This window comes from Nocardia sp. NPDC059154, assembly GCF_042755705.1.
GTDB lineage: Bacteria > Actinomycetota > Actinomycetes > Mycobacteriales > Mycobacteriaceae > Nocardia.
Map to the genome: position 1 here is coordinate 97011 of NZ_JBHZCS010000016.1, position 22774 is coordinate 119784.

Below are 22774 nucleotides of genomic sequence, written 5' to 3' on the forward strand. Positions count from 1 at the left end.
TCGCTTCACCTTGCCAGGCAAGTTGCAAGCCGCCTTCTGATCGACCCCGGGTATCGCGGCCGCGGTACCCACGCACTAAAAGAAACACCTCGTCAGGAGAAGGTAATGGTTCAGGGCACCGTCAAGTGGTTCAACGCGGAGAAGGGCTACGGCTTCATCGCCCGCGAAGACGGCCCCGACGTTTTCGTCCACTACTCGGAGATCGAGGGCAACGGCTACCGCCAGCTCGAGGAGGGCCAGGCGGTCTCCTTCGAGATCACCGAGGGCAAGAAGGGCCCCCAGGCCGCGGCCGTCCGCCCGCACTGATCCGCCTCCCCGCGACTTCAGCGCACGGCTGAGTGCCGTCGACGGCCGAGCACGCGTGCCGGCGGTCAGGTGCCGAACCGATTTCGGGGGTACCCGGTGAGTTACCCGGACCCTTACGAGATCAGTTGTCGCGGTTGAGATAACAAACAGCAAGGCCCCGCACCGAATTCGGTGCGGGGCCTTGCTCGTTCACGCGATTAGCGCGGCGCCATGCGGAGCGCGCCATCCATGCGGATGGTCTCGCCGTTCAGGTAGTCGTGCTCGGTGATGTACTGCGCGAGCTGCGCGTACTCGTCCGGGCGGCCCAGGCGGGACGGGAACGGCACGCCCGACTCGAGGCCCTTGCGGTACTCCTCGGTGACACCGGCCAGCATCGGGGTGTCGATGATGCCGGGGGCGATGGTGTTGACGCGGATGCCGAACTGCGCCAGGTCACGCGCGGCCGGGACGGTCATGCCGGCGACGCCGCCCTTGGAGGCGGAGTAGGCGATCTGGCCGATCTGGCCCTCGAAGGCCGCGACCGAGGCGGTGTTGATGATCACGCCGCGCGAGCCGTACTCGTCGACCGGGTCGGTCTTGGCGATGGCGTCGGCGGCCAGGCGCATCACGTTGAAGGAGCCGAGCAGGTTCACGGTGATCACCGTGCGGAACAGCTCCAGGTCGTGCGGGCCGTTCTTGGACAGGATGCGTCCCGCCCAGCCCACACCGGCGCAGTTGACGACAATGCGCAGCGGCACACCGGATTCCACGACCGTGGCGACCGCGGCGGCCACCTCGTCACCGCTGGTGACGTCGGTCGGGATGAGGGTGACACCGGCGGGGACGCTGTCGCCCGCGCGCTCGATGGACTGAGCCAGATCCAGGCCGAACACGGTCGCGCCCGCGTCGGCGAAGCGCTTGGCGGTGGCGGCGCCCAGCCCGGACGCACCTCCGGTGACAATGGCGGCGGAGCCCGAAATCTCCACGGTGATTGGTCCTCTCGACTGTGGACGGCCCTCTCACTGGCCCTCCGTCAATAGGCACCATAGCCGGGCTGTGTGCACGCTTACGCAAGAGGCTCGCAAGATTTGCGAACACAGGTGTTCGTATAAGTGGTAGTTTCGCAGACATGAACGTCAGCACGGCCGGTCTTCGCCGTGGATTCCGCCGTCCGGCCCCGCGAGTGGCCGGCAAACGCATCCTGATCACCGGCGCGGCCCGGGGCATCGGGGCCGCCCTGGCCCGCCAGCTGCACGTGCACGGGGCGCACGTGGCCCTGCTCGGCATCGAGGAGTCACTGCTGGCCCAGGTCGCGGCCGAATGCGGGGACGCGCCCTGGCGCTACTGCGACGTCGGTGACCCGGCGCAGGTGGAGCGGGTCGTCAACTCGCTCACCGCCGAACTGGGCGGCCTGGACGCGGTGGTGTGCAATGCCGGGATCGCCCGGCAACTGTCCCTGCTCGACGGCGACCCCGGCGTGCTCGAGGAGACCCTCACGGTCAATGTGCTCGGCGCCTACTACACGCTGCGCGCCGCCGGACCCCACCTCGCGCACCCCGGCGGCTACGTCCTGCTCATCTCCTCGCTCGCCGCGGCCATCCACCTGCCCCTGGCTGGCGCCTACAGCGCCTCCAAGGCCGCGGTCGAGGCGCTCGGCGACACCCTGCGGATCGAATTGCGCCACACCGGCGCCCGGGTCGGCATGGCCTACTTCGCCGAACTCGACACCGAGATGACCAGCCGCGGTTTCGGCACCGAGGCCGCGCGCAGCATTCTGGGCCGCTCCACCGTCTCCGGCATCGCCCCCCTGGGCCCGGCCATCGACGCCTGTGAACGCGCCCTGGCCCGCCGTTCCCGTCGCATCGTCTCGCCGTACTGGGTGAGCATGGTGCTGTGGTGTCGTCCGCTCGCCCAGCGCCTGGTGGACTATTCACTACGCGGGGGCGTGGCCGGCGGACTCGAGATCGCCCGCACCGAACCGGCGGATTTCACCACCGATCAACCGGCTCGCCCCAGCAGAATGAGAAAGCTCGCCTGAATCGCTCGAGGCCAACGGAGTCCTGCACATGCCCGAATCGGCAACCCGCCAACTGCCCCGCGGCCGCCACGGCCTGCCCCGCGAAACCGTGGTGGCCGCCCAGCGCGACCGCATCCTGCTCGCCCTGGCCGAGGCGATGGCCGAGAACGGTTATGTCGGAACGCCGGTCGCCGCGGTGATCAAGCGGGCCGGCGTCTCCCGCGAGACCTTCTACGAGCAATTCCGTTCCAAGGAGGACTGTTTCGAGGCCGCCTACGAGCGCGCCGCCGAACTCATGCTGACCGGCATCCTGACCGCCACCGGCTCGGAATTCGACGGCGAGACCCGCACCGAGCGCATCGAACGCGTGCTCGGCGCGTACCTGGATGCGCTCGCGGGCCAACCCGCTTATGCCCGTTTGTTTCTCGTCGAGGTCTACGCCGTCGGCCCCGAGGCCATCGCGCGCCGCACCCAGCTGCAGGAGACCTTCGTGGCGATGGTCGCCGATGTGCTCGGCGCGGACACCGAGGAGCAGCGCTTCGCCTGTCAGACCCTGGTCGCGGCCCTGAGCGCCATGGTCACCGCCCGGGTCGCGGTGGGCGACCTGGACGGGCTGCGGGAGTTGCGGGAACCGCTACTGGACCTCGTGCGGCGCAGCGGGGACCTGTTCGGCAATACCGTGCTCGGTGACTGAGCTCGCCGGGACGACGGTCGCAGCCCGGCGGTGCAGCAGCCACAGCGCGCCGCCGGCGAGCGCCGGCAGGGCCAGCGACAGCACCGCGATGGCCGGGGTGCCCAGGCCGTGTGCGAAGGCCTCCAGCAGGGTCAGCGCACCGAAGTAGAGGAACAGCAGGCCCGAGCAGCCGGCGATGAACCGCTCCGGAATGTGCTTGCCGACGGTCACGCCGATCAGGATGGCGAGCGCGCCCGCGGCCACCATGCCCGCGACCGACCCGATCCACACCGCGACCCAGCCGTTCTTGGTGGCCAGGGCCATGGTGGCGAACATGGTGCGGTCACCGAGCTCGGCCAGCAGGAAGGCCGACAGCACCACCAGGAACGCCGAGCGCGACTTCGGCTGCGGCGCGATCTCTCCCTCGTCCTCGCCGGAGTTCGACGGCAGCGTCTCGCGCAGGGTCCACAGGCCGACCGCGATGAGAGTTGCTGCGGCACACAGGGAAATGACTCCGGTCGGCAGCGCCGCGCCCAGGAAGTGGCCGACACCGACGGCGATCAGATTCACCAGCACGCTGGCGACGGTGATGCCCGACAGCACCACCCACCAGTGGTAGCGCAGCGCGAAGGTCAGGGCCATGAGTTGCGATTTATCGCCCAGTTCGGCGAGGAACAGCACGCCGAAACTCAGCAATATCGTGGCGATCATGAAGGTCAGCTCCCAGGTCTCCGGCCTGTCGGCTGAAATGCGGGGGCGCTTCAGCCGACACCGCACCGGTCAATCGGTTTGGTTTCTCGTCGGCCGAAGGTCTCGCCCACCGGAGAAGATCCGGTTCACGCGCCGGATCCGGGAGGATCAGTATGTCGACGGCGTGATTGGGGGCTACTCCCCTTCGCTCGGCCGCCATGCTACTCCGGCAAACCCGGCGCGGGCAAATGGCCGTTACCCAAATCGCAATGCGCACAATAAGTTTGGCGATGCTGCCGAAAGGTTTCGGTTACCCTTACGCGGCCAGCAGCATGGCCAGAATCGCGGTGTCGGGATCACCGATCGGATCCACCCCCACCCGCGAAACCATCGAGGTCACCGTGCCGTCGCTGTCGGTCTCCACCCAGGCCGCCCGATGTTCGAGTCCCAGATGCGGCAGCCCCGGCAGCAGCAGGCACCCCGAGGCCGCGCCCGTGCACTCGGGCAGCGAGGGCCGCGTCTCGCGCGGCGGGTGCAACATGATCAGCGCCGGTGGCACATGACCGGCAAACATGCCCGGCTGCAACCCTTCCGTCCCCAGCACCGTGCCCTCGGCGATCACCAGCCCCACCATCGCGGGATCCGGGTCCTCGGGGAGTTCCTCGCGCGCCCCGAACACCGTCGAGGTGGGCAACAACCCCGGCAGGCCGGCCACCCGCACCGCGAGCACCAGCAATTGCGCCCATTCCTTGGTCGAGTCCGGCCAGCGTCCGGAGATCACGAAACCCTGCAGCGAACCATGCGCATGGAACGGCATGACGCCGACCTGACCATTCATGATGTGCCTCCCGAACCTCCCGGGGGCGACTGTGCCCGGTGCTGCTGTTGGGAACACCAGGTTGTACCCGAACAGAACTGGCACACAAGTACCAGAGAGTGCTAGCACCCGGACCCTGCAAATGCGAAAGGCCCGCGAACCGACGCGGTTCGCGGGCCTCAGGCGTACGAGCGGGCCGGGGCCCGACGGGCATCAGCCGAAGATCAGACCCTTGCCCTGGTTGACCGCCTTGGAGTAGCGGTCCTGAATCTCGGCCCAGTTCACGACGTTCCAGAACGCCTTCACATAGTCGGCCTTGACGTTCTTGTACTGCAGGTAGAAGGCGTGCTCCCACATGTCCAGGCCGAGCAGCGGGATGATGCCGAGCGGCACGTTGCCCTGCTGGTCGGTCAGCTGGAAGGTGAGCAGCTTGTTGCCCAGGGTGTCGTAGCCGAGCCAGGCCCAGCCGGAGCCCTGCAGGCCGTTGGCGGCCGCCGAAAACTGCGCGACGAACTTGTCGAAGGAACCGAACTCCTCGTCGATGGCCGAGGCCAGGTCACCGACCGGCTTGTCGCCGCCTTCCTTGGACAGGCTCTTCCACCAGAGGGTGTGGTTGACGTGGCCGCCGAGGTGGAACGCGAGGTTCTTCTCGTTCAGGAAGATGGCGGCGTGGTCGTCCTTGGCACGCGCCTCCTCCAGCTTCTCGAGGGCCGCGTTGACACCCGCGACGTAGGCCGCGTGGTGCTTGGTGTGGTGGATCTCGTTGATCTGCCCGGAGATGAAGGGCTCCAGGGCGCTGTAGTCGTAATCGAGGTCTGGCAGCGTGTAAACAGCCACGATGTCCCTTTCCGTGTCGGGGCCGTGTGCCCTCGGCAGGTGCCGAGGCGCACCCAACCATCATTCGTACACCCGCTCGTCTCCAACCGGGCTGCGCGCCCCCACATTCCACCCGATGTATATCTTTCCCAACCTTTGGAATTCGCCTGAACGCAACATCGTCGCCGGTCGCGCCGGGTCCCGTAACATCGAGTCATGTCGTGGTACGACGAGTTCGTCGGGCGGGTGCGACTACCGGAGCCGATCATGGTGACAGCCGGGCAAGCCTTGCCCGGCCGCTCCGAGCCGCTGGTCGTACCGGACAAGCACTGTGTCAGCGGACATTCCCTCAAACCTCCGTTTCCGGCGGGCACGCAGCTCGCGGTGCTGGCCATGGGTTGCTTCTGGGGTGCGGAGCAGGGCTTTTGGGAGCTGGACGGCGTGTACAGCACCGCCGTCGGCTACGCCGGCGGATTCACCCCGAACCCCACCTACGAGGAGGCGTGTTCCGGCCGGACCGGGCACACCGAAGCGGTGCTGGTGGCCTTCGACCCGCAGGTGATCGACTACGCCGCGATCCTGAAGCAGTTCTGGGAGAACCACGATCCGACGCAGGGCAACCGGCAGGGCAACGACCGTGGCACCCAATACCGTTCGGCGATCTACACCCTCGGCGACGAGCAGCGCGCGGTGGCCGAGGCGACCAGGTCCGGCTATCAGGAACGGTTGACGGCGGCCGGATTCGGCGAGATCACCACCGAGATCGCCCCGCTGCCGGACCTTTCCGCCTTCTTCTACGCCGAGGGCTACCACCAGCAGTACCTGGCCAAGAATCCCGGCGGCTACTGCCCGGACCACGGCACCGGCGTGAGCTGCGCGATCGGGCTCGGCGCGTAAGCACTTCGGCGAACCATCGCGCAGGCACGCCGGCAGGCCACATCGAAAGGGGTTCCGGGACTTGGTCCCCGAACCCCTCGAGTGTGTCCGGTCCTTACAGCGGCGGGACGACATCCGGCCGCATGGTCCGCGGGTCGCCCGCGTCGTGCGCCTCCCACCAGCGGACGCCGCCGGCGATGAAGTCCGGCAACGGGATCGGGTTGCCCTGCCTGTCGGTGACCTCCGCGCCCTCGAACCACACGCGCACATCGAGTTCGCGCGGGTCGACGCCCTCCTCCTGGGAGAACTCCATCATGTGGGCGGCGGGCGTGTCGCTCAGCGTGGTGTCGAAGCTCAGCAGTTTGCGCCACTGGCTCCAGGAGCTGTCGGAGAGGTCGAGGAAGTCCCAGCCGTGCAGCGCGCCGCCGCCGAAGCTCTGGACGGCGTCGTGCAGGCCGTCGAGGGTGAGCGGGAGCACAACAGGCTCGAGGTCGTCCCAGCGCTGCCGGCGTAGCGAGGCGGCGACCCGGCTGACCCCGGTGAGGGTCAGATAGATATCGCAGTCCGCCGGCGGGGGACCGTCCTCGGGCAGGGTCAGCACGTCGAGTTCCAGCCGTAGTGTGGCGCGCGCCGTGTCGACGTCGATGCCGAGGCATGTCGCCTCGGACAGCGCGCGGTTGAGTCCGGTGATGTCCAGGCCGTCGAGTAGCCCCCTGCTCACAGTCATAGCGCCAGGCTACCGATCTTGCCTGGCCGGACCCAGGATTTCCGTTATTCGGTAGTGTTGTCGTTTTTTTCGAGTGCGAAAGGAACCGCGCGCTCACCTGCGGCGTCAGACTGGACGGGGCCTTCCGGGACAGGGGCCCGAGGTCGGTCGCTCCGGAACGGGGAGGGGACTTCCGGATCGGCCGACCAGGACGAATCGGTCGTCTATCAACCTGTGGATCAGGTTGTGGATTATGTGGATAACTCCCGAAACCAACCCTGCGCAGGTACGGAACTCCACAGCCCTCGCGCGCGCGTGGCAGGATCGGAACCGTGACGAACCCCCACGTGCCCACGGTGCCGATCGACGCGGTTCCCGCGGAGTTCGACGCCGCGGACGGCTGGGGTTCGGCCGCGCCCGCGCCCGCCCAGCTCCTCGACGTCCGCGAGGACGACGAATGGCAGCTCGGCCGCGCGCCCGGCGCCATCCACATCCCCATGACCGACGTGCCCGCCCGGCTCGACGAACTCGACATCGACGCCGAGATCTACGTGATCTGCCGGCAGGGCGGCCGGTCCGTACCGGTGGTGGAGTACCTGAACCAGATCGGCTACGAGGCCGTCATGGTCTCGGGTGGCATGGTGGCCTGGCAGCAGATCGGCAGGCCGCTCGCCGGTGACGGTCCCGAGGCGAAGATCTACTAGGCGCGGAGAGGTGGAGCGATGAACGGGGGACAGGTGGGCCGATCGCGATCCGCCGTCGTACAGCCGTGCGCCCGCTGTGGCGCGCGCTGGGCGGTACAGGGCAAGCCGCTGCACTGGTGCCCGCGCTGCCACGGTGTCCTGCTCTCGCCCGCACCGGTGGACGCGCCCGCCGACCGGCGCAACTACCGCTGGGTGGCCCGCCCGCCCGGCCGTAGAACCCATGGCGCGCAGCCGGTCCGGCGTCCGGGTCCGCTGCAGACGCCGCGGTACCACCGGATTCCGCAGTGGGGCCTGCAGGATGGGCCCCTGGTGGCGGCCGCCGCGCCGCATCGCCCGCTGGCCGCGCTGAGTGACCGCATCACCGTGCTGCTGCCGGCCACCGCCGGTGTGTTCGTGTTCTCCGCCCTGGCCGAACTGGGCCGGTACGGCGTGTTGCTGCGCAACCGCACCCGCCTCATCCCGCCCTGGCTGCTGTGGATTTCCGATGCGGCCGTGACGGTTTCCGCGGTGGCGGCCCTGGTGCTGGCGCTGGTGTCGGCGGTGGCGCTGGTCGGCTGGCTCACCGAAACCCGCCGCGCCGCGTACGCGAGTGTGGGCGAGTCGGATCCGCGGTCGCTGCGCGCCCTGGTGCTGGGCTGTGTGGTGCCGATCGTGAATCTGGTGTGGCCGGGCATCTTCCTGACCGAGGCGGCCCGGCTGCGGTCGGCGGGCGGTGCGGATCCGCGGCTGCTGCGGGCGGTCCGGATCTGGTGGGCGGTTTGGCTTCTCGATGCGGTGCTGGTGCTGGTGGCGATCCTGTACCGGTTCGCGTCCTCGCTGCAGGTGCAGGCCGACGGCGTGCTGGCGAGCATGTGGACCGATCTGGTCGCGGCCGGTGTCGTGGTGGCCTCGCTCGGGCTGGTGCACGCCTTCGCAGGCCTGGATCTGCGGGGCCGCCCGAAGGCGCTGCGGCGCTGGGTGATCGCCACCGGGCCCGCGCGGCCGGTGATCGAACCCGTGCGACGCGCGCCCGCCGCCGTGGTCGGGAATGATGCAGTGGTCGGGGATGATGCAGCTTCCGGGGATGACGCAGAGGCGTCCCCGGCCGCGGAGCAACAGGAGGTAGTGGCGAAGTGAGCCGGGCCAGTCGTGCGCCGTTCGTGGTCGCGCACCGGGGGGCGTCGGCGGCGCGACCCGAACACACCCTCGCCGCCTACGATCTCGCCCTGCAGGAGGGCGCCGACGGCGTCGAATGCGATATCCGCCTGACCCGCGACGGCCACCTGGTCTGCGTGCACGACCGCACCGTGGATCGCACCTCGAACGGATCGGGCGCGGTCAGCGAGATGACTCTCGAAGAGCTGAAGGCGCTCAACTTCGGTACCGCGGAGGAACCGGAGGGCGTGCTCACGCTGTCCGAGCTGATCGAGCTGGTGCTGGACTGGAAGAGCCGTCCCACCAAGCTTTTCATCGAGACCAAGCACCCGGTCCGCTACGGGGCGCTGGTGGAGACCACGCTGCTGACCGAGCTCACCCGCTACGGCATCGGCGCACCCGCCTCGGCGGATCACTCACGCGCGGTGGTCATGTCGTTCGCCGCGACCGCGGTCTGGCGGATCCGCCGCGCGGCCCCGCTGCTCCCGACCGTCCTACTGGGCGAATCCTCCCTGTACCTCTCCGGCGGCGCCGCCCACACCGTCGGCGCGACCGCCATCGGCCCATCCGTCCGCACCCTCCGCGAGCACCCGGACCTGGTCGACAAGGCCGCCGCCGCCGGCCGCGCCACCTACGTCTGGACCTGCGACGATCCCGAGGACGTCCAGCTCTGCGCCGACCTGGGCGTGGACTGGGTCGCCACCAACTACCCGGCCCGCACCAAGGCCGTTCTCGCCACCGCCTGAACGCCGCACCGCGGTTCGCTCGACCTCGCACTATTGCGGTCCGCGCCAACCACTTTGGATCGGAAATCCCAGGTGGTTCGCGGCGCGTCTCGTTCTGGACTGACGGAGCGGGGGAGCGAAGCGGAGGAGCGGAGGAGGGAAGAACGAGACTTTCAGCGCCGCGAACCCGCCCGGAGCGAAGCGGAGGGCATCGAACACAGTAGGTTTGCCAGTCATGGGTAAGAGCAAGCGCAACAGTCCCAAGCCGGACTCCAATCGGGCGCAGAAGCTGGCCGCCCGCCGCGCCGAACAGGAGGCGGCGGCGCAGGCCGTGACGCGGCCCTTCGAGGGCTTGGCCGCAGAATGCGATCTGGTGGCGCTACGGGAGTTCGTGCCGTCGGCGACCGCGACCTTGAAGCTGTCGCCGAATGTCGCCGCGGAGCGGGCCGTCACCCTCGCCACCGTGCTGCCGGGCGCGGTTGCCGCGCTGGTGCGGGCCGGTGACGAGCCGATCGGTTTCGTCGGCACGCAGGTGCAGTTCCAGTCCGCCGATCCGGCCGCGGATCTGGCCGCCGCCGTGCTGTGGACCCAGTCCGCAACCCCCGGCGAGTCGCTGAACGCCGCGACCGTGGATGGCGCGCCGCGGCTCACCGAGGTGCTGGATCCGGGTGCGGCCCTGGATCTGACCGTGCACCAGGACTTCAACTGGTGGGTGCCGGCGGGTGTCACCCCGGATCCGCAGGTGGCCGCCACCATCGAGCAGGCCAATCAGGCCATCATGCCGTCGGCCCGCCTGGAGCTGGGCGCGGACGCTGTCGGCGCGGCCTGGTGGGTGGACGCCGGCGAGAAGGCGCACATCCGCTGGGTGCGGCCGGAGGACGAGGACCAGCTGATGCTGGCGCTGGCGCGGCTGCACGCGGCCGGTGATCTGCACCTGGGTGAGGGTTCGCGGTTCGCGGGCTCGTTCCGCACCCACGGTCTGCTGGTGCCGGTCTTCGACCTGGATCCGGAGCGGCACGCGAGCGAGTGGGAGGGCCCGGCCCGCGAGTTCGGTGCGAAGCTGGCGGCCGCGCTGCAGTCGGACGCCCCGCTGACCTCCGAGGAGCGCCGCTCCCGCGACGGCCTGCGGTCGCGCCAGGTCACGCTGCGCTGACACCGTCGGGCTGAGCACCCGCGGTACCGGCACGGTTCGGGCCGTTCTCCGGTGAACTGGATTCACTCGGCGGACGGCCCGGATTTTTTGCGGGGATTTTTCTGAAAAGTGCCTGTTTCGCTCCGGGCGCTCGGTTAAGTTCTCTTCACCCCGGAAGTTCAGGGGATTCGGTGATCATCACACCGGATATCAGATGAGGAGAAAAACCATGGATGCCATTCTGGCCGTGGTCAAGTCGCTGTTCGGTACATTGTCCGCCAACGCCACCGGCACCGTCACAGTGCCGCAGAAGTAAGGAAAAGGCGGGTACGTATCGCACGAGCACCGAGCACATGCGACAGGCCCGGTCCAGCGCAAGGGACCGGGCCTGCTGTGTGAATCCACCGCCGGGGACCGAATTACCTTCGGCCCACGGAGTAATTACAGTGAGCCGCCCGCGGCGTGCGGCGCGCCGGACGCATCCTTCGGACCGCTCATTTCCCGCTGCACGAAATTCTCCAGGTCGAAAAGATTCGCGCTGGCCCGCTCGGCGACGGTGAGCAGGGTATTCATGGTCGCGACTTCTTCGACCTGTTCCTTGAGGAACCACTGCATGAACTGCTCGCCCTGGTAGTCGCCCTCTTCCCGGGCGGTCCTGGCGAGCTGGATGATCTGCTCGGTGACGGCCTGCTCCTGTGCGAGCGCCAGCGCGATGGGCTCCTTGGCATTCGCGAATTGCGTAGTAGCGGCCTCGGTTCCGGGCATCTCCACGGCGATGTCGTGATCGATCAGGTACTGCGCGATCATCATCGCGTGGTTACGCTCTTCGACGGCCTGCTTGTAGAAATACTTGGCCAGGACCGGCAGATCGGCATTGTCGAACCACATCGCCACCGCGATGTACTGGTGTTCGGCATTGAATTCATTCCGGATCTGATCCTGGAGCAGGGCCTGGAACTTGCTGCGCTTCATCTGGGTTCGGGTGGACATGCGGATGACATTAATGCCTGGTCAAACCGCGTGTCATCCAAGTACAGCCTTATTGAGTACAGCCTTATTGAGGCAAGTATTGCCTAATTCGGCCTAGCTGCCGACGGTGGTGATCAAGTCCTGCGGGATCTGCTGATCCTTGGCCAGAGCGTCGAAGAAAGCACTCGCCTTCGTCTTGTCCCAGAGCAGTACATTGCCGCTGCCGGCCACGTCCTCGAATCCGCCGACCGGGACCGTCGTGGTGATGGGATCGCTGTTCAGCGCATTGCCCAGGCTCGCCAGATCCCAGATGTGCGCGCCCTTGTCGACCTTCAGCGCCGAGGTCAGATCCCGCACCAGCGGCCAGGACCGGAACGGATTGGCCAGCGTGCCCGGGCTCGCCGCCTTCTTCAGCAGGGCGCTGAGGAATTTCCGCTGGTTGAGCATGCGATCCAGGTCCGCGCGCGGGGTGGCGCGGGACCGCACGAAGCCCAGCGCCTCGGGTCCGTTGAGCGTCTGGCAGCCCGCCGGCAGGTCGACACCGGCCAGCGGATCCTTCATGGGCGCGTCCAGGCACATCTGGATGCCGCCGACCGCGTCCACGATATTGGCGAAGCCGCCGAAGCCGATCTGCACATAGTGGTCGATGTGCACGCCGGTCGCGCCCTCCACCGTCTTGACCAGCAGCGATGCGCCGCCGGCGGCGAAGGAGGCATTGAGCTTGTCCTTGCCGACGCCCGGGATGCTCACATACGAGTCGCGCGGCAGGCTCACCAGCGTCGGCCGCCCCGACTTCGGGATGTGCACCAGGATGACGGTGTCGGTGCGCTCGCCCTCGACATCGGAGGAGTCACCGGTGGACAGCTGCTGCTCCTGCTCCTTGGACAGTCCCGAGCGACTGTCGGAACCCACCAGCAGCCAATTCGTCCCGGGCGTGTCGCCGATCCGGCCCGAATAGTTCGCGAGGGCGTCGATCCGGGTCAGGTGGGTGTCGACATAGATGGCCGCCGCGATCGGCAGCAGCAGGAGCACCAGCAGCAGCGACAGGATCCAGCGGAACCAGTGCCGCTTCCTGCGCGGCCGGGAGCCGCGCGGCGGGCGGCCGTCGCCGCCGCGGCGCCGGCCGGGCGGTGGTGGCGGGGGAGTGCGGGGCGGTTCCTCCCGGAAGGGGACCGGCTGCTGGGTCGGCGCGTGACCCATGGCGGCGGCGCGCTCCCGCGGGGGCGGCACCCGATTGTCCCCGGGCCCGCGATTGTGCTGCGGCGGAACGCGATTCCCCGGCGGCCGCTGCCGCGGGGCCGGATTCCCGGGCGGGACCTGCGAATAGGCCAGGTCCGGACCGGATTCATGGCGTCGGATCACCTGAGTTGGTTCTATCCGCGGCCTGCCGTCGTTAACGGACCGGCCGTCCGCGGGCGGCCGCTGAGACGAAGGTCTCTGCGATTGCCCGGGATTCGCCGCGGGTCGAGGCGGGTACGCCGGGGGCTCGCCCGGGCGTCCCGGCGGCGGCTCCCGGCGTATCCGTGCAAAGTGCTGGGGGTCGTCGCCGTTCATCACTGAAAACAGTACCGACCGCGGCGCCCGGGTGGCTCGTTCCGATCGGATTACGGCAGCCAGGAGACGTGTCCGTGCAGGAAGGTGTACCCGATGTAGGCGATCGTGTCGATGAGCGCGTGCGCCAGCAGCAGCGGCCAGAGCCGGTTGGTGCGCTGCCAGTAGCGTCCGAAGATCAAACCCATCACCAGGTTCCCGAGCCCGCCGCCCAGGCCCTGGTAGAGGTGGTAGCTGCCGCGCAATATCGCCGACGCCAGCAGCGATCGATTCTCCGTCCACCCCAGCGCCCGCAATCGCGAGATCAGGTAGGCGACGACCAGCACCTCCTCGGCCGCCGAGTTCGCCCACGCGGACAGCACCAGCACCGGCAGCCGCCACCAGTGCGCGAGCGAACTGGGCACGATGGTGACGCTCACACCCAGTGCGTGTGCCGCGAGATACAGTCCCAGCCCGGGGATCCCGATCACGGCCGTGAGCGTGAGTCCCGGGAGCACGTCCACCCGCCAGCGCAGCCGCCGCGCCAGTCCGATCGCCCGCGGCGCGATCCCGCTGCGCCACAACAGATAGAGCCCCAGCGCCGCCCAGCCGAGCAGACGGGCCACGCTCAGCAGCTGGAAGAGCAGGTCGATGGTCGACCGGGTGGCCCGTGGCGCATTCAGCGCGACGGTCTGCCCGCCCACCCCGCCGGGCGCGAGGGCGCTCTCGAGCAGTGACAGTGCCGCATTGGCCCCGCTCAGCCCGAAGGTGACGACCAGCACCACCGCGATCTCGAGTTTGATGGCCCGCCGGCCCGATTCGTCGGGCGCGGGCCACACGGGTGCGGGATCAGCCGAAACCATGCCCGCCAATCTAGGCGGGCGCCCGGCGAACTCGTCAGATGCGGTGCAGGCCGCCGTGGAAGGGGTTGCCCGCCAAGGCGTGTACCGCGCGGCTGAGGGATTCGATGTCGTGCGCCGGGGCCTCGAACGGGATGCGGATGTCGTGGTCGGCCTCGATGGTCTCGACGCGCAGGGTGACGCCGTAGCGGTCGATGGCCAGCGGATGGATGAGGGCGCCGCGGCGCAGGGCGTGCGGCACCCGGCGGGCCAGGCGATCCACCACATCGGGGTGATCGGCCTGAAGGTGTTGCAGCCAACCGGCTTCCAGCGCGCAGAACGGATCGGGCCGGGCGTCGCGCAGCTGCTCGCGGTCGACCGAGTCGGCGCCGGCGGTGTCGGCCACCACCGCGGAGTCGATGACCAGCCGCAACAGAACGGCGGTGTGGCCGACGTCGAGCAGGTCCGGATGCGGATGGTCGGCGGCGACCGCGCCGGCCAGCGCGCGCTGGGCGTGCGCGGGCACGGCGTGCGCCCAGCCGCGCAGCCAGACCAGGGCACGGACGCGTTCGCGCAGCGGCAGCGGGGCCTGGTCGGTGAGTTCGAGCACTGCGGGGGACCCGTTCGCGCCGCAGCCGAGCACGAGACCGGCGGCGATGGAGTTCATCGGGACCGCCAGCACCATGTCCCCGCACTGCCGCAGCAGGTGTACGGAGGTGGGCACCGGGTCGAGGCCGGGCAGGGCCAGGACCGCGTTCTCGGCGTGCGCGCAGGCGGTGTGCACGCGTTCGGCGGTAGTGGGTGCGACGACCTGGGCCGCGGGTGGCATACACACCTCCGGGAGTTGAATTAGGTAAACCTAAGCTAAGTGACGTGGGTCGCGTGCGCAAGGGCTTCCCGGGTGGCCGCGCCGGCGGTGTCGCGCCGATCGCTACCGTGAAGACGTGCCGCACGATTCGTCCCCCGCGCCCGAACCGGTCGCCCTCACCCTGTCCGTCCCGCCCCGCCCGGCCCGCGGACTGACCGAGGAGCTGGTCCGCCCGGTCTCCGCCGATCCGGGCGTCGAGGTGCTGGATCTGGCGCTCGACGACGAAGCGGTGTCGGAGTTCCTGGTGCGAATCGTGCACGGCGACAGCGGTTTCGTGGCCCGCACGGACTCGGGCGAGCGCGCGCTGGCGGGTGTGGCGGCGACCGTGGCCGCGCTCTGCGGCGAGGACATTCGCGGCGCGCTCGCCGCACCGGACATCGCGTTCCTCACCGGGCTGAAACCGCCCGCGGTCGAGGCACTCCGTGAGGTGCTGCTGGCCATCGAAACCGGCGAGGTCGCGGCCGTGACCACCGCCCTCGCCGTATTGGGCGCCTGAACCCACCGCGCCCGGGGGTGCGAAGTTACCCAGGAGTTGACCAAAGCCGGGGGTGACCGGGCGCACGCAAGTAATGTCGTAACCGTGCCGCGTATCGCCTACTTCGGGCCGTCGGGAACCTTCACGGAGATGGCCCTCGCCAAACTGGAGTCCACCGGAGTCTTCGATGGACCGGTCGAGCGTGTCCCGGCCCCGAGCCAGGGCGCGGCCGTCGAGCTGGTGCGGGCCGGTAAGGCCGCGGGCGCGGTGGTGCCGATCGAGAGCTCGGTCGAGGGCTCCATCGCGCCGACGCTGGACGCGCTGGCCGTGGGCCCGCGGCTGCAGATCATCGCGGAAACCGACCTGGACGTGGCCTTCACCATCGTGGGCCGCCCCGGCATCGAACTCGACGAGGTGCGCCGGATCGCGGCCTATCCGGTCGCGGCCGCGCAGGTCCGCATGTGGCTGGCCGTCACCATGCCACTGGCGCAGCTGTACACCTCCGCCTCCAATGCCGCGGCCGCCGAGGACGTCGTCGCCGGGCACGCCGATGCCGCCGTCTCCACCGCGCTGGCCGGCGCCCGCCTCGGGCTCACCACCCTGGCCGACGGCGTCGCCGATGTCGACCGGGCCGTCACCCGCTTCGTGCTGGTCACCGCCCCGCGGCCGGCGCCGCCGCGCACCGGAACCGACCGCACCTCCATCGTGCTGGAGCTGGCCAACGAGCCCGGCTCGCTCATGCGCGCATTCGCCGAATTCGCCACCCGCGGTATCGATCTCACCCGCATCGAATCCCGGCCCACCCGCACCGGCATGGGCACCTACCGTTTCTACCTGGACTGCGTCGGGCACATCGACGACGCCGCGGTCGCCGAGGCGCTGAAGGCACTGCACCGCACGGCCGCCCGGATCCGATTCCTCGGCTCCTGGCCCGCCACCGCGGCCACCGGCACCCCGCCGCCGCCGGACGCACCCGGCGCGGCCTGGCTGGCCGATCTGAAGAAGGGGGTGGCCGACCTGTGACCGGCAAACTCATCCTGGTCCGGCACGGCGAGACCGAGGGCAATGTCGGCAAGATCCTCGACACCCGGCTGCCGGGACTGCCGCTCACCGAACGCGGTGTGGCGCAGGCGAAGAGCTACGGCGCGAACCTGGCCGTCCCGCCGCAGCGGCTGTTCTCGTCGGCCGCGCTGCGCGCCCGGCAGACCGGCGGCTACATCGAGGCCGCCACCGGGGTCACCCTGGATGTGCTGGAGGATCTGCAGGAGGTACAGCTCGGCGACCTCGAGGGTTTGAACACCCCGGCCGCGCACGAGGAATTCCAGAAGGTTTATCACGCTTGGCATTTCGGTGATCTGAGCGTGCGGGTGGCGGGTGGCGAATCCGGGGAGGACGTGCTCGCCCGCTACGTCCCGGCACTGCAGCGACTCCGCGACGACTATCTGATCCGCCCGGGCGCGCACGATGTCATCGTGGTCAGCCACGGCGCGGCCATGCGGCTGGTCTCGCGCGAATTGACCGGGGTGCCCAGGTCTTTCGCCGCCAACAATCACCTGGACAATACCGAGACCATCGAGCTGCAGCCGTTCGAGGACGGCACCTGGGGGTGCACCCGCTGGGGCCGCTATTCCGCACCGTTCGCCGACGCCATCGCGGCCGGCGGCGACGACCCCATGGGTTAGCCCGGGAATTCCGTTCGCAGCGGCAGGGATTCGATGAGATCCCGCAGCGCCGTGCGCAGCCGGGCCGGGGTGCCGCCCGCCAGCGACGTCCACTTCGTCCCGTCCGCGGCGGTGCCGGTGCTGGCGATAAAACGGCCGTGCCGGGTGTTGTACACCGCGAGGTGGGTGCTCACCACGTCGCGCGAGCCGTCGCCGTAGCGCACGCCGACGATCTCCGCATGCGAATTCACCTGCACCAGAGCCGAAGCGAGGATCGGTGCGTCGCGGGCCGGTGTGCCCACCGCGGCCAGTCGCGCGGCCGTGGTGGCGGCATCGCCCGCGTCGTCGAACACGGGAGCCAGATCCGCGGTGGGCGCGTTCATTCCGGACAGTTCCAGCGCATCGGCGGGGCCGAGCGCGGCCAGCACGGTGCCCGGCAGATCGTGACCGGCCGCGTCGATGACACAGGAGCCGGGGCCGCGCAGCGCCACCACCTCGATGTCGTCGCCCTTGGCCACACAGCACCGGTTGACCTGCCCCGCCACATACCAGCGCACGGCCAGCACCCAGTGCGGCCGGTAGAGCACGCGCAGCCGTTCGGCCAGTTCCGGATGCACCTCGTCGCCGTCGAGCAGTTCACGCTCGGTCAGGGTGGCGGCCGCCGCGGCCATGGCGGTGTCGTGGTCGGCGGCATTGTCGTAGCGGCCCACGGCATCCAGCACCACGGGTAGCTCGTCGATCCCCAATGTCTCCAGGAGATACTGCATTTCGTCGAGCGACAGCGTGACCGACCGCAGCGTCGACGGCCCGTGGCCCGCCCCGAGGACGGTCACCGGCCGGCCAGTGGGTCGCCGCCGATCACCGCGGGCGCGATGACCCGGCCGTCGGCGAACACCTGCACCGAGCGGCCGTAGTCGTGGCCGCGGTGCGACTCTTCCTCGTCGCTGCCCCGGGTGCCGAGCAGCGGGCTGGTTCCGGCCGAACGGACCGGTGTGGTCGCGGCCGGGGTGGTGGTCACGGTCACCGGTTCGGCGATCGGTGCCGCGGGAGCCGGTGCGCCACCGGTGTTTCCGAGACCTGTGCCCCAGCCCTCGGGCAACTTCAGTGTGCCCGCGCCATTTCCGATGTTCACCGACGCGCCGCCGCCGGTGACGGATACGGCCTGCGTGGCCGGCGCCGCGCCACCCGCGCCGGCGGCCGCGTTACCCGCGCCCGCCGTGACCGGCAGGCCTGAGGTACCGAGACCGGGCGTTTGCGTCACCGCATTGGCGACCGCCGTAATCGCTGTACTCGCAACGTTTCCCGCGCTGGTCACACCGCTGGTGACCACCGTCCCCGCCACCTGCGCAACCTGCGACAGGGCACTGGTGACGGCCGGATTCTGCGCCAAGACGGCGGCCGCGCCGAGCGCCGCCTGCAGCGGATCGCTGCCAGTGGTGAGCGCGTCGCCACCCGCATTGGCCGAGCCCGCGCCCACGGCGATGGGCGGCGGCATCAGGAACTGGCCGGGCGTGGCCACCATCGAACTCGTTGCGGCCTCATAGGTTTCCATCACCAGCGCGGCCCGGATGTCCAGCGCCAGCTTGGCCGCCTCGGCTGCCTCCGCGGTGCCGTTGAGCGCGCCGCCGCTGGAATACGCGGCGACCCGCACGGTCTCCACGGCCGCGATCTCCGGCAGGCTCGGCATGGCGAGGGAGGCCACGGTGTAGGCGGTGGCATTGGCGGCGGCCTTGCCCGCCATCACGCCGGCCATGACGGCCTGCTGTTCGGCCCACACGGTGAAGCCGCCCAGCCGGGCCAGCACAGTGAGCCCGTTCAGTCCTTCGAGACCGACCCCGATCTCGGCCATCACCCGCGTCACCGTGGTGGTGGCGTCCACCCAGGAGGCGGTGAGCGCGCCCCAGGCGCTGCCCGCGGCCGCGATGGGAATGGCGTGCGCCCCGGTATCGAGGCAGAGGGAATTGAATTCGGCCATCCGGGGCAGCCAGAACACCCCCGTGATTCCCAGCGTCATGGTGCGTCTCCCCTTTACACCTGGATCGCGGCGATACCGGCCGCGCGCACGGCGTCCTGGGCCAGGTACTGGGCCAGCTGGCTGCGCAGGGTGGCGGCGGCGTGATGCAGTTCGAGAATGCCCTGGGCGACCGAGCGGTCGTGGGTCAGCGCGGCATTGTTGAAATGCGCTGCGGCGAGGAAGGACACCTCTTCGGTGCCGGAGGGAAGCACATGGGTGGCCGGAGCCGTCGCGCTCGCGGCTGCGGCGAGGCGTTCGGCGAGCAGATCGAGTTCCAGAGCGGCCGCGAGGATCACCTCGGGCTCCACCAGGACGTGGCCGACCATGATCGGGCTCCCTTCTCCGTTCCACCCCGGTTGTGAGGATTGGACGCGGAGGTTCGCCGACCGGTTCCCGATGCCGCTGGTCAGCCCCAGCCCAGCTGATGCAGGCGCTCGTCGTCGATCCCGAAATAGTGCGCTATCTCGTGAATCACGGTGATCGCCACCTCCTCGACCACCTCTTCTTCGCTGTGACACATCCCGAGGATGGCCTCGCGATAGATGGTGATGGTGTCCGGCAGCGCGCCCCCGTAGTGGCTGTAGTCCCGGTCGGTGAGGGCGATGCCGTGGTACAGACCGAGCAGGTGGGGGTCCTCGTCGCTGCGCGGCTCGATGAGCACCACCACATTGTCGATCGCCTGTGACAACTCTCGCGGAATCAGATCGAGGGCGTCGCCGACCAATTCCTCGAAGCGGTCGTCGGACATGAAGACGGGCATGCCTACAGCTTCCGCCGCATCACCGTGGCTGGGGGATGACCGGCGGGGCCGCGCCGGGCAGCGGCGGCGGGGTGTAGCGGCCGTTGTTGGGTGGCGGCACGGGCGCCTGGCCGTCGATCTGGATGTCGCCCTTGGCCGATCCGGTGATGGTGGCGAAGCCCTCCTGATCGGCGCCCTTGCCGACCATGCAGTTGAGGCTGCGGGAACCGGCCAGCCAGCTGCGGGTGTCGAGCGCGTCCCAGAACAGGGTGAGCGTCTTGTTGCGCAGTGCGTCGGGGGCGCCGAGGTAGTCGCCGGCGTCCTTGGCGCACTCGTCCTCCATGAACTTGTCCTGGTCGTCCCTCGAGGGCGGGCCGCCGTTGAAGTGGGTGGCCAGGTCCACGGTGGAGACGATCTCGAAGGCGTGCGGCTGGGTGCAGTCGACCGGATCGGTGGGCAGGTTGGACTTGATGCCGATGCAGGTGCCGATGTCGTAGACCTTGGACTGGTTGATGTCGCGCACACTGCCGGTGATGGGCTTGGTGGCGAGGCCCTGGCTGCCGGAGACCTGCAGGCCGCAGCGCAGCGTCCGCTCGCCCGCCCTCCAGCCCGCCTCACCCGGATTGATCAGGCCGACAACGAATTTGCCGCGCGGGTCCAGGCGGCCGCCGAGGTATTCCTGGGCGGCGCTGACGCAGTGCTCGTCGCGCAGCTCGGAGAAGCGCAGCGAGTCCGGGAAGCGGGAGCCGGGGCCGAACTCCTTGCCCGGGTACTTGCTCAGGTCGATGTCCGCGGTGACCTCGAACAGGTGCTTGCCGCCGCAGTCGACCTTGGTGAGGTCGCCTGCATTGGCCTTGGACCAGGTCAGGCAGTCGCCTTCCCGGGCGGTGCCGAAGGCCGCGCCCGCGACCGCGCCGGTGGGCTGGGCGGCCCCCGGCGCGTGCGCCTTCACGCGATTGGAGTCGAAGCCGTTGGAGACGAACATGGTGATGAGCACGGCCAGGGTGACGCCGACCGCCATGGCCAGCAGCCCCCACCGGACCGTCGACGCCGAGAGCGGACCGTTCTGGTCCAGCTTGGATTCCATGGCGCGGAACGGCGTCAGCAAACGATCCAGCGCCGTCGGTTTCCGACGGTTCGGCGGCCCGGGGCGCTGCGAGGACGGAGGCGCGGGCCACTGCGAAGGCATCTTTTGCTCAGGCATCGCGACTGAGCTTAATTGCCTCCGCTTCGCTCCGGCGGGTTCGCGGGCTGTTATTGCGGCGTTCAGCGTGCGGTACGGATCCTCACGACAGGATCAGGTCCGCCGCCTTCTCGCCGATCATGACCGCCGGGGCGTGGGTGTGGCCGCGGGTGATCACCGGCATGACCGAGGTGTCGGCCACGCGCAGGCCGTCGATGCCGCGCACCCGCAGTTCCGGATCCACCACGCTGGATTCGTCGCGGCTCATGGCACAGGTGCCGACCGGGTGGTACAGCGTGTGCGAGTGGTCCTCGAGGCAGCGCCGCAGCACCTCCTCCATCGGGGTGTCGGAGGGCACGGCCGGCTGCATGAGCTCGCCGATGTGCTCCTTCAGCGCCGGCTGGTTCGCCAGTTCGGTACAGATGCGCAGACCGGCGAGCAGGGCAGCGCGGTCGGCGGGCTCGGCGCAGTAGCGCGGGTTGATGCGCGGCGGGGTGAACGGGTCCGGGGAGGTGAGGGTGACGCTGCCGATGGATTCCGGCTTGAGCAGCACGGCGGCGAAGGTGAGCGCGTGCCCGTCCGGATCGCCCAGTCCCTCGGCGATATACGGCGCGGGCGCGAAGATGAGTTCCAGGTCGGGCAGGTCGAGATCCTCGCGGCTGCGCACGAACCCGTAGGCCTCACCGATGTTCGAGGTCAGCTGCCCGCGCCGCAGCACCAGGTAGTTGGCGAGCTCGAGCAGGTTCTTGTCGGCGCCGTAGAGGCTGCCTCCGCCGGTGCGGTAGATGATGGGCGCGGCCAGGTGGTCGCGCAGGCCACGCCCGACCTCGGGCAGGTGCTGCACGACGGGGATTTCCAGCTCCTGCAACCGGTCGCCGTCGCCGATGCCGGAGAGCATGAGCAGTTGCGGGCTGTTGATGGCGCCGCCGGACAGGATGATCTCGCGCTTGGCGGTGATCTGCTTGGTCTCGCCGCCGATCCGGAATTCCACCCCGGTGGCGCGCTTGCCCTCGAACAGCACCCGGGTGACGTGCGCGTCGGTGACGACGGTGATGTTGCGTCCCTGCTGGCGTGCCGGCCGCAGGTAGGCGTCGGCGGTACTCCAGCGCGCGCCGCGCTTCTGGGTCACCATGGTCTGCGAGAAGCCCTGTGGCCGATCCTGATTCGCGCGTTCCACCGGGTATCCGGCTTCGGCGGCGGCCTGCAGGTAGGTGTGGGTGAGCGGGCGCGGGCTGCGCTGGCGGGAGATGTGCAGTGGTCCCTTGCGGCCTTCACCGGGCTCGCCCGCCTCCTCGACGGCTTCCATGCGCTGGAAGATGGGGAGCACCTGCTCGAAGGACCAGCTCGGTCCGGCGTAGCGGGCCCATTCGTCGTAGTCGGCGGCGAAGCCGCGCACCCACATCATGGCGTTCATGGAGGAGGAGCCGCCGAGCATCTTGCCGCGCGGCCAGTAGACGCGCCGATTGCTGAGCTCGGGCTGGGGTTCGGTGCGGTAGTTCCAGTCGTTGGGGCCCTGGAACAGCTGGTTGAACGCTGCGGGAATGTGGGCGAATTTGTCGCTGTCCTCGCCGCCGGCCTCCAGGACCACGACGCTGACGCCGGGTCGCTCGCTCAGTTTCGCGGCCACTGCGGCCCCCGCGGATCCGGCTCCGACGACCACGAAATCGGCGGTGTGCGGGGTGTATTGGGGCATGCTGACTCCTCGGAAAGACCACGGCGGAGCCGCTGCCGGGCTCCCTGCCGTCCCATGCCGCTAACCCTAGGGTGCAAATCCCCCGGTGGTGGGCCGGATGGGTCGGATCAACTCGAGGTTCGCGGCCCGGCTCGATTCTGGACTGCGCTCCGCCTCCCCGCGCTTGGAGCGGGGGAGCGAAGCGGAGGAGCGGAGGAGGGAAGAATCGAGCTTGCAGGGCCGCGAACC

Annotated in this window: 26 protein-coding genes; 11 read left to right on the forward strand and 15 right to left on the reverse strand. The window is 69.4% G+C overall.

Going from position 1 to position 22774, the window contains the following annotated elements; genetic code table 11:
* Nucleotides 1-105: 105 nt before the first annotated feature.
* Complete coding sequence (locus tag ACFXN1_RS16400; RefSeq protein WP_033085228.1) at nucleotides 106-306, forward strand: cold-shock protein; 201 nt, start codon at nucleotides 106-108, stop codon at nucleotides 304-306.
* A gap of 197 nt (nucleotides 307-503) precedes the next feature.
* Here the strand turns inward: ACFXN1_RS16400 and ACFXN1_RS16405 are convergent, their stop codons facing one another.
* Nucleotides 504-1271 (reverse strand): SDR family NAD(P)-dependent oxidoreductase, encoded by a 768-nt coding sequence (locus tag ACFXN1_RS16405; RefSeq protein ID WP_354847511.1) that lies wholly within the window; start codon nucleotides 1269-1271, stop codon nucleotides 504-506.
* Nucleotides 1272-1414: 143 nt separating this feature from the next.
* Between ACFXN1_RS16405 and ACFXN1_RS16410 the strand changes: the two genes are divergently transcribed.
* Both ACFXN1_RS16410 and ACFXN1_RS16415 read left to right on the forward strand, forming a co-directional pair.
* Entirely contained in the window at nucleotides 1415-2323 is a 909-nt protein-coding gene (locus ACFXN1_RS16410; RefSeq protein WP_379393012.1) for an SDR family NAD(P)-dependent oxidoreductase, read from the forward strand.
* A gap of 28 nt (nucleotides 2324-2351) precedes the next feature.
* Nucleotides 2352-2996, forward strand: coding sequence for a TetR/AcrR family transcriptional regulator (locus tag ACFXN1_RS16415; RefSeq protein WP_379438083.1), 645 nt, complete (start codon nucleotides 2352-2354; stop codon nucleotides 2994-2996).
* Here ACFXN1_RS16415 and ACFXN1_RS16420 read toward each other — a convergent pair.
* The 3 genes from ACFXN1_RS16420 to ACFXN1_RS16430 form a co-directional block, all read right to left on the reverse strand.
* The gene (locus tag ACFXN1_RS16420; RefSeq protein WP_379393016.1) at nucleotides 2937-3686 is read right to left on the reverse strand and encodes a TMEM165/GDT1 family protein; all 750 of its coding nucleotides are present in this window, start codon (nucleotides 3684-3686) and stop codon (nucleotides 2937-2939) included. The genes ACFXN1_RS16415 and ACFXN1_RS16420 overlap by 60 nt on opposite strands.
* 295 nt (nucleotides 3687-3981) lie before the next feature.
* The gene (locus ACFXN1_RS16425) at nucleotides 3982-4503 is read right to left on the reverse strand and encodes a peptidase (protein WP_379438082.1); all 522 of its coding nucleotides are present in this window, start codon (nucleotides 4501-4503) and stop codon (nucleotides 3982-3984) included.
* 192 nt (nucleotides 4504-4695) lie between these two features.
* Entirely contained in the window at nucleotides 4696-5319 is a 624-nt protein-coding gene (locus ACFXN1_RS16430; RefSeq protein ID WP_364608842.1) for a superoxide dismutase, read from the reverse strand.
* A 195-nt stretch (nucleotides 5320-5514) separates the two neighbouring features.
* Between ACFXN1_RS16430 and msrA the strand changes: the two genes are divergently transcribed.
* Nucleotides 5515-6195, forward strand: coding sequence for a peptide-methionine (S)-S-oxide reductase MsrA (gene msrA, locus ACFXN1_RS16435; protein ID WP_379438080.1), 681 nt, complete (start codon nucleotides 5515-5517; stop codon nucleotides 6193-6195).
* Nucleotides 6196-6289: 94 nt separating this feature from the next.
* Here the strand turns inward: msrA and ACFXN1_RS16440 are convergent, their stop codons facing one another.
* The gene (locus tag ACFXN1_RS16440; RefSeq protein ID WP_379438079.1) at nucleotides 6290-6901 is read right to left on the reverse strand and encodes a hypothetical protein; all 612 of its coding nucleotides are present in this window, start codon (nucleotides 6899-6901) and stop codon (nucleotides 6290-6292) included.
* A gap of 311 nt (nucleotides 6902-7212) precedes the next feature.
* On the opposite strand from ACFXN1_RS16440, the gene ACFXN1_RS16445 reads away from it, so the two are divergent.
* The 4 genes from ACFXN1_RS16445 to ACFXN1_RS16460 all read left to right on the forward strand — a co-directional run bounded on the left by ACFXN1_RS16445 (nucleotide 7213) and on the right by ACFXN1_RS16460 (nucleotide 10596).
* Nucleotides 7213-7584, forward strand: a complete 372-nt coding sequence (locus tag ACFXN1_RS16445) for a rhodanese-like domain-containing protein (RefSeq protein ID WP_379393024.1) — start codon at nucleotides 7213-7215, stop codon at nucleotides 7582-7584.
* Between the two features lie 18 nt (nucleotides 7585-7602).
* Nucleotides 7603-8700 (forward strand): DUF4328 domain-containing protein, encoded by a 1098-nt coding sequence (locus ACFXN1_RS16450; RefSeq protein ID WP_379438077.1) that lies wholly within the window; start codon nucleotides 7603-7605, stop codon nucleotides 8698-8700.
* Nucleotides 8697-9464, forward strand: coding sequence for a glycerophosphodiester phosphodiesterase (locus ACFXN1_RS16455; RefSeq protein WP_379438076.1), 768 nt, complete (start codon nucleotides 8697-8699; stop codon nucleotides 9462-9464). Before ACFXN1_RS16450 ends, ACFXN1_RS16455 begins: the two co-directional genes overlap by 4 nt.
* A gap of 214 nt (nucleotides 9465-9678) precedes the next feature.
* On the forward strand, nucleotides 9679-10596 hold the full coding sequence (locus ACFXN1_RS16460) for a DUF5926 family protein (RefSeq protein WP_379438074.1): 918 nt from the start codon (nucleotides 9679-9681) through the stop codon (nucleotides 10594-10596).
* 420 nt (nucleotides 10597-11016) lie between these two features.
* On the opposite strand, the gene ACFXN1_RS16465 is transcribed toward ACFXN1_RS16460, so the two are convergent.
* From ACFXN1_RS16465 to ACFXN1_RS16480, 4 genes are all read right to left on the reverse strand, one after another.
* A complete protein-coding gene (locus ACFXN1_RS16465) occupies nucleotides 11017-11565 on the reverse strand; it encodes a ferritin (RefSeq protein ID WP_379438073.1) in 549 nt (182 codons plus the stop codon).
* Nucleotides 11566-11658: 93 nt separating this feature from the next.
* On the reverse strand, nucleotides 11659-13098 hold the full coding sequence (locus ACFXN1_RS16470; protein ID WP_379438071.1) for an LCP family protein: 1440 nt from the start codon (nucleotides 13096-13098) through the stop codon (nucleotides 11659-11661).
* Between the two features lie 50 nt (nucleotides 13099-13148).
* Entirely contained in the window at nucleotides 13149-13937 is a 789-nt protein-coding gene (locus tag ACFXN1_RS16475) for a CPBP family intramembrane glutamic endopeptidase (protein ID WP_379438069.1), read from the reverse strand.
* A gap of 34 nt (nucleotides 13938-13971) precedes the next feature.
* Nucleotides 13972-14742: a DUF2470 domain-containing protein gene (locus ACFXN1_RS16480; RefSeq protein ID WP_379438067.1), complete on the reverse strand. Its 771-nt coding sequence runs from the start codon at nucleotides 14740-14742 to the stop codon at nucleotides 13972-13974.
* A gap of 115 nt (nucleotides 14743-14857) precedes the next feature.
* Between ACFXN1_RS16480 and ACFXN1_RS16485 the strand changes: the two genes are divergently transcribed.
* From ACFXN1_RS16485 to ACFXN1_RS16495, 3 genes are all read left to right on the forward strand, one after another.
* Nucleotides 14858-15277 carry a hypothetical protein gene (locus tag ACFXN1_RS16485; protein WP_379393037.1) on the forward strand — a complete coding sequence of 140 codons (420 nt, stop codon included), beginning with the start codon at nucleotides 14858-14860 and terminating at the stop codon, nucleotides 15275-15277.
* A gap of 84 nt (nucleotides 15278-15361) precedes the next feature.
* Nucleotides 15362-16279 (forward strand): prephenate dehydratase, encoded by a 918-nt coding sequence (pheA, locus tag ACFXN1_RS16490; protein ID WP_379393039.1) that lies wholly within the window; start codon nucleotides 15362-15364, stop codon nucleotides 16277-16279.
* Nucleotides 16276-16938, forward strand: a complete 663-nt coding sequence (locus ACFXN1_RS16495; protein ID WP_379438065.1) for a histidine phosphatase family protein — start codon at nucleotides 16276-16278, stop codon at nucleotides 16936-16938. The genes pheA and ACFXN1_RS16495 overlap by 4 nt, the downstream gene beginning before the upstream one ends.
* On the opposite strand, the gene ACFXN1_RS16500 is transcribed toward ACFXN1_RS16495, so the two are convergent.
* From ACFXN1_RS16500 to ACFXN1_RS16525, 6 genes are all read right to left on the reverse strand, one after another.
* Nucleotides 16935-17750, reverse strand: coding sequence for an ESX secretion-associated protein EspG (locus ACFXN1_RS16500; protein WP_379438064.1), 816 nt, complete (start codon nucleotides 17748-17750; stop codon nucleotides 16935-16937). The genes ACFXN1_RS16495 and ACFXN1_RS16500 overlap by 4 nt on opposite strands.
* Nucleotides 17747-18931: a PPE domain-containing protein gene (locus ACFXN1_RS16505; RefSeq protein WP_379438062.1), complete on the reverse strand. Its 1185-nt coding sequence runs from the start codon at nucleotides 18929-18931 to the stop codon at nucleotides 17747-17749. The genes ACFXN1_RS16500 and ACFXN1_RS16505 overlap by 4 nt, the downstream gene beginning before the upstream one ends.
* A gap of 14 nt (nucleotides 18932-18945) precedes the next feature.
* Complete coding sequence (locus ACFXN1_RS16510) at nucleotides 18946-19257, reverse strand: PE domain-containing protein (protein WP_379438060.1); 312 nt, start codon at nucleotides 19255-19257, stop codon at nucleotides 18946-18948.
* An 80-nt stretch (nucleotides 19258-19337) separates the two neighbouring features.
* On the reverse strand, nucleotides 19338-19691 hold the full coding sequence (locus tag ACFXN1_RS16515; protein WP_379438059.1) for a metallopeptidase family protein: 354 nt from the start codon (nucleotides 19689-19691) through the stop codon (nucleotides 19338-19340).
* A 19-nt stretch (nucleotides 19692-19710) separates the two neighbouring features.
* Nucleotides 19711-20757 carry a septum formation family protein gene (locus ACFXN1_RS16520; RefSeq protein ID WP_379438135.1) on the reverse strand — a complete coding sequence of 349 codons (1047 nt, stop codon included), beginning with the start codon at nucleotides 20755-20757 and terminating at the stop codon, nucleotides 19711-19713.
* 199 nt (nucleotides 20758-20956) lie between these two features.
* Nucleotides 20957-22546, reverse strand: coding sequence for a GMC family oxidoreductase (locus ACFXN1_RS16525; RefSeq protein WP_379438057.1), 1590 nt, complete (start codon nucleotides 22544-22546; stop codon nucleotides 20957-20959).
* Nucleotides 22547-22774: the final 228 nt, after the last annotated feature.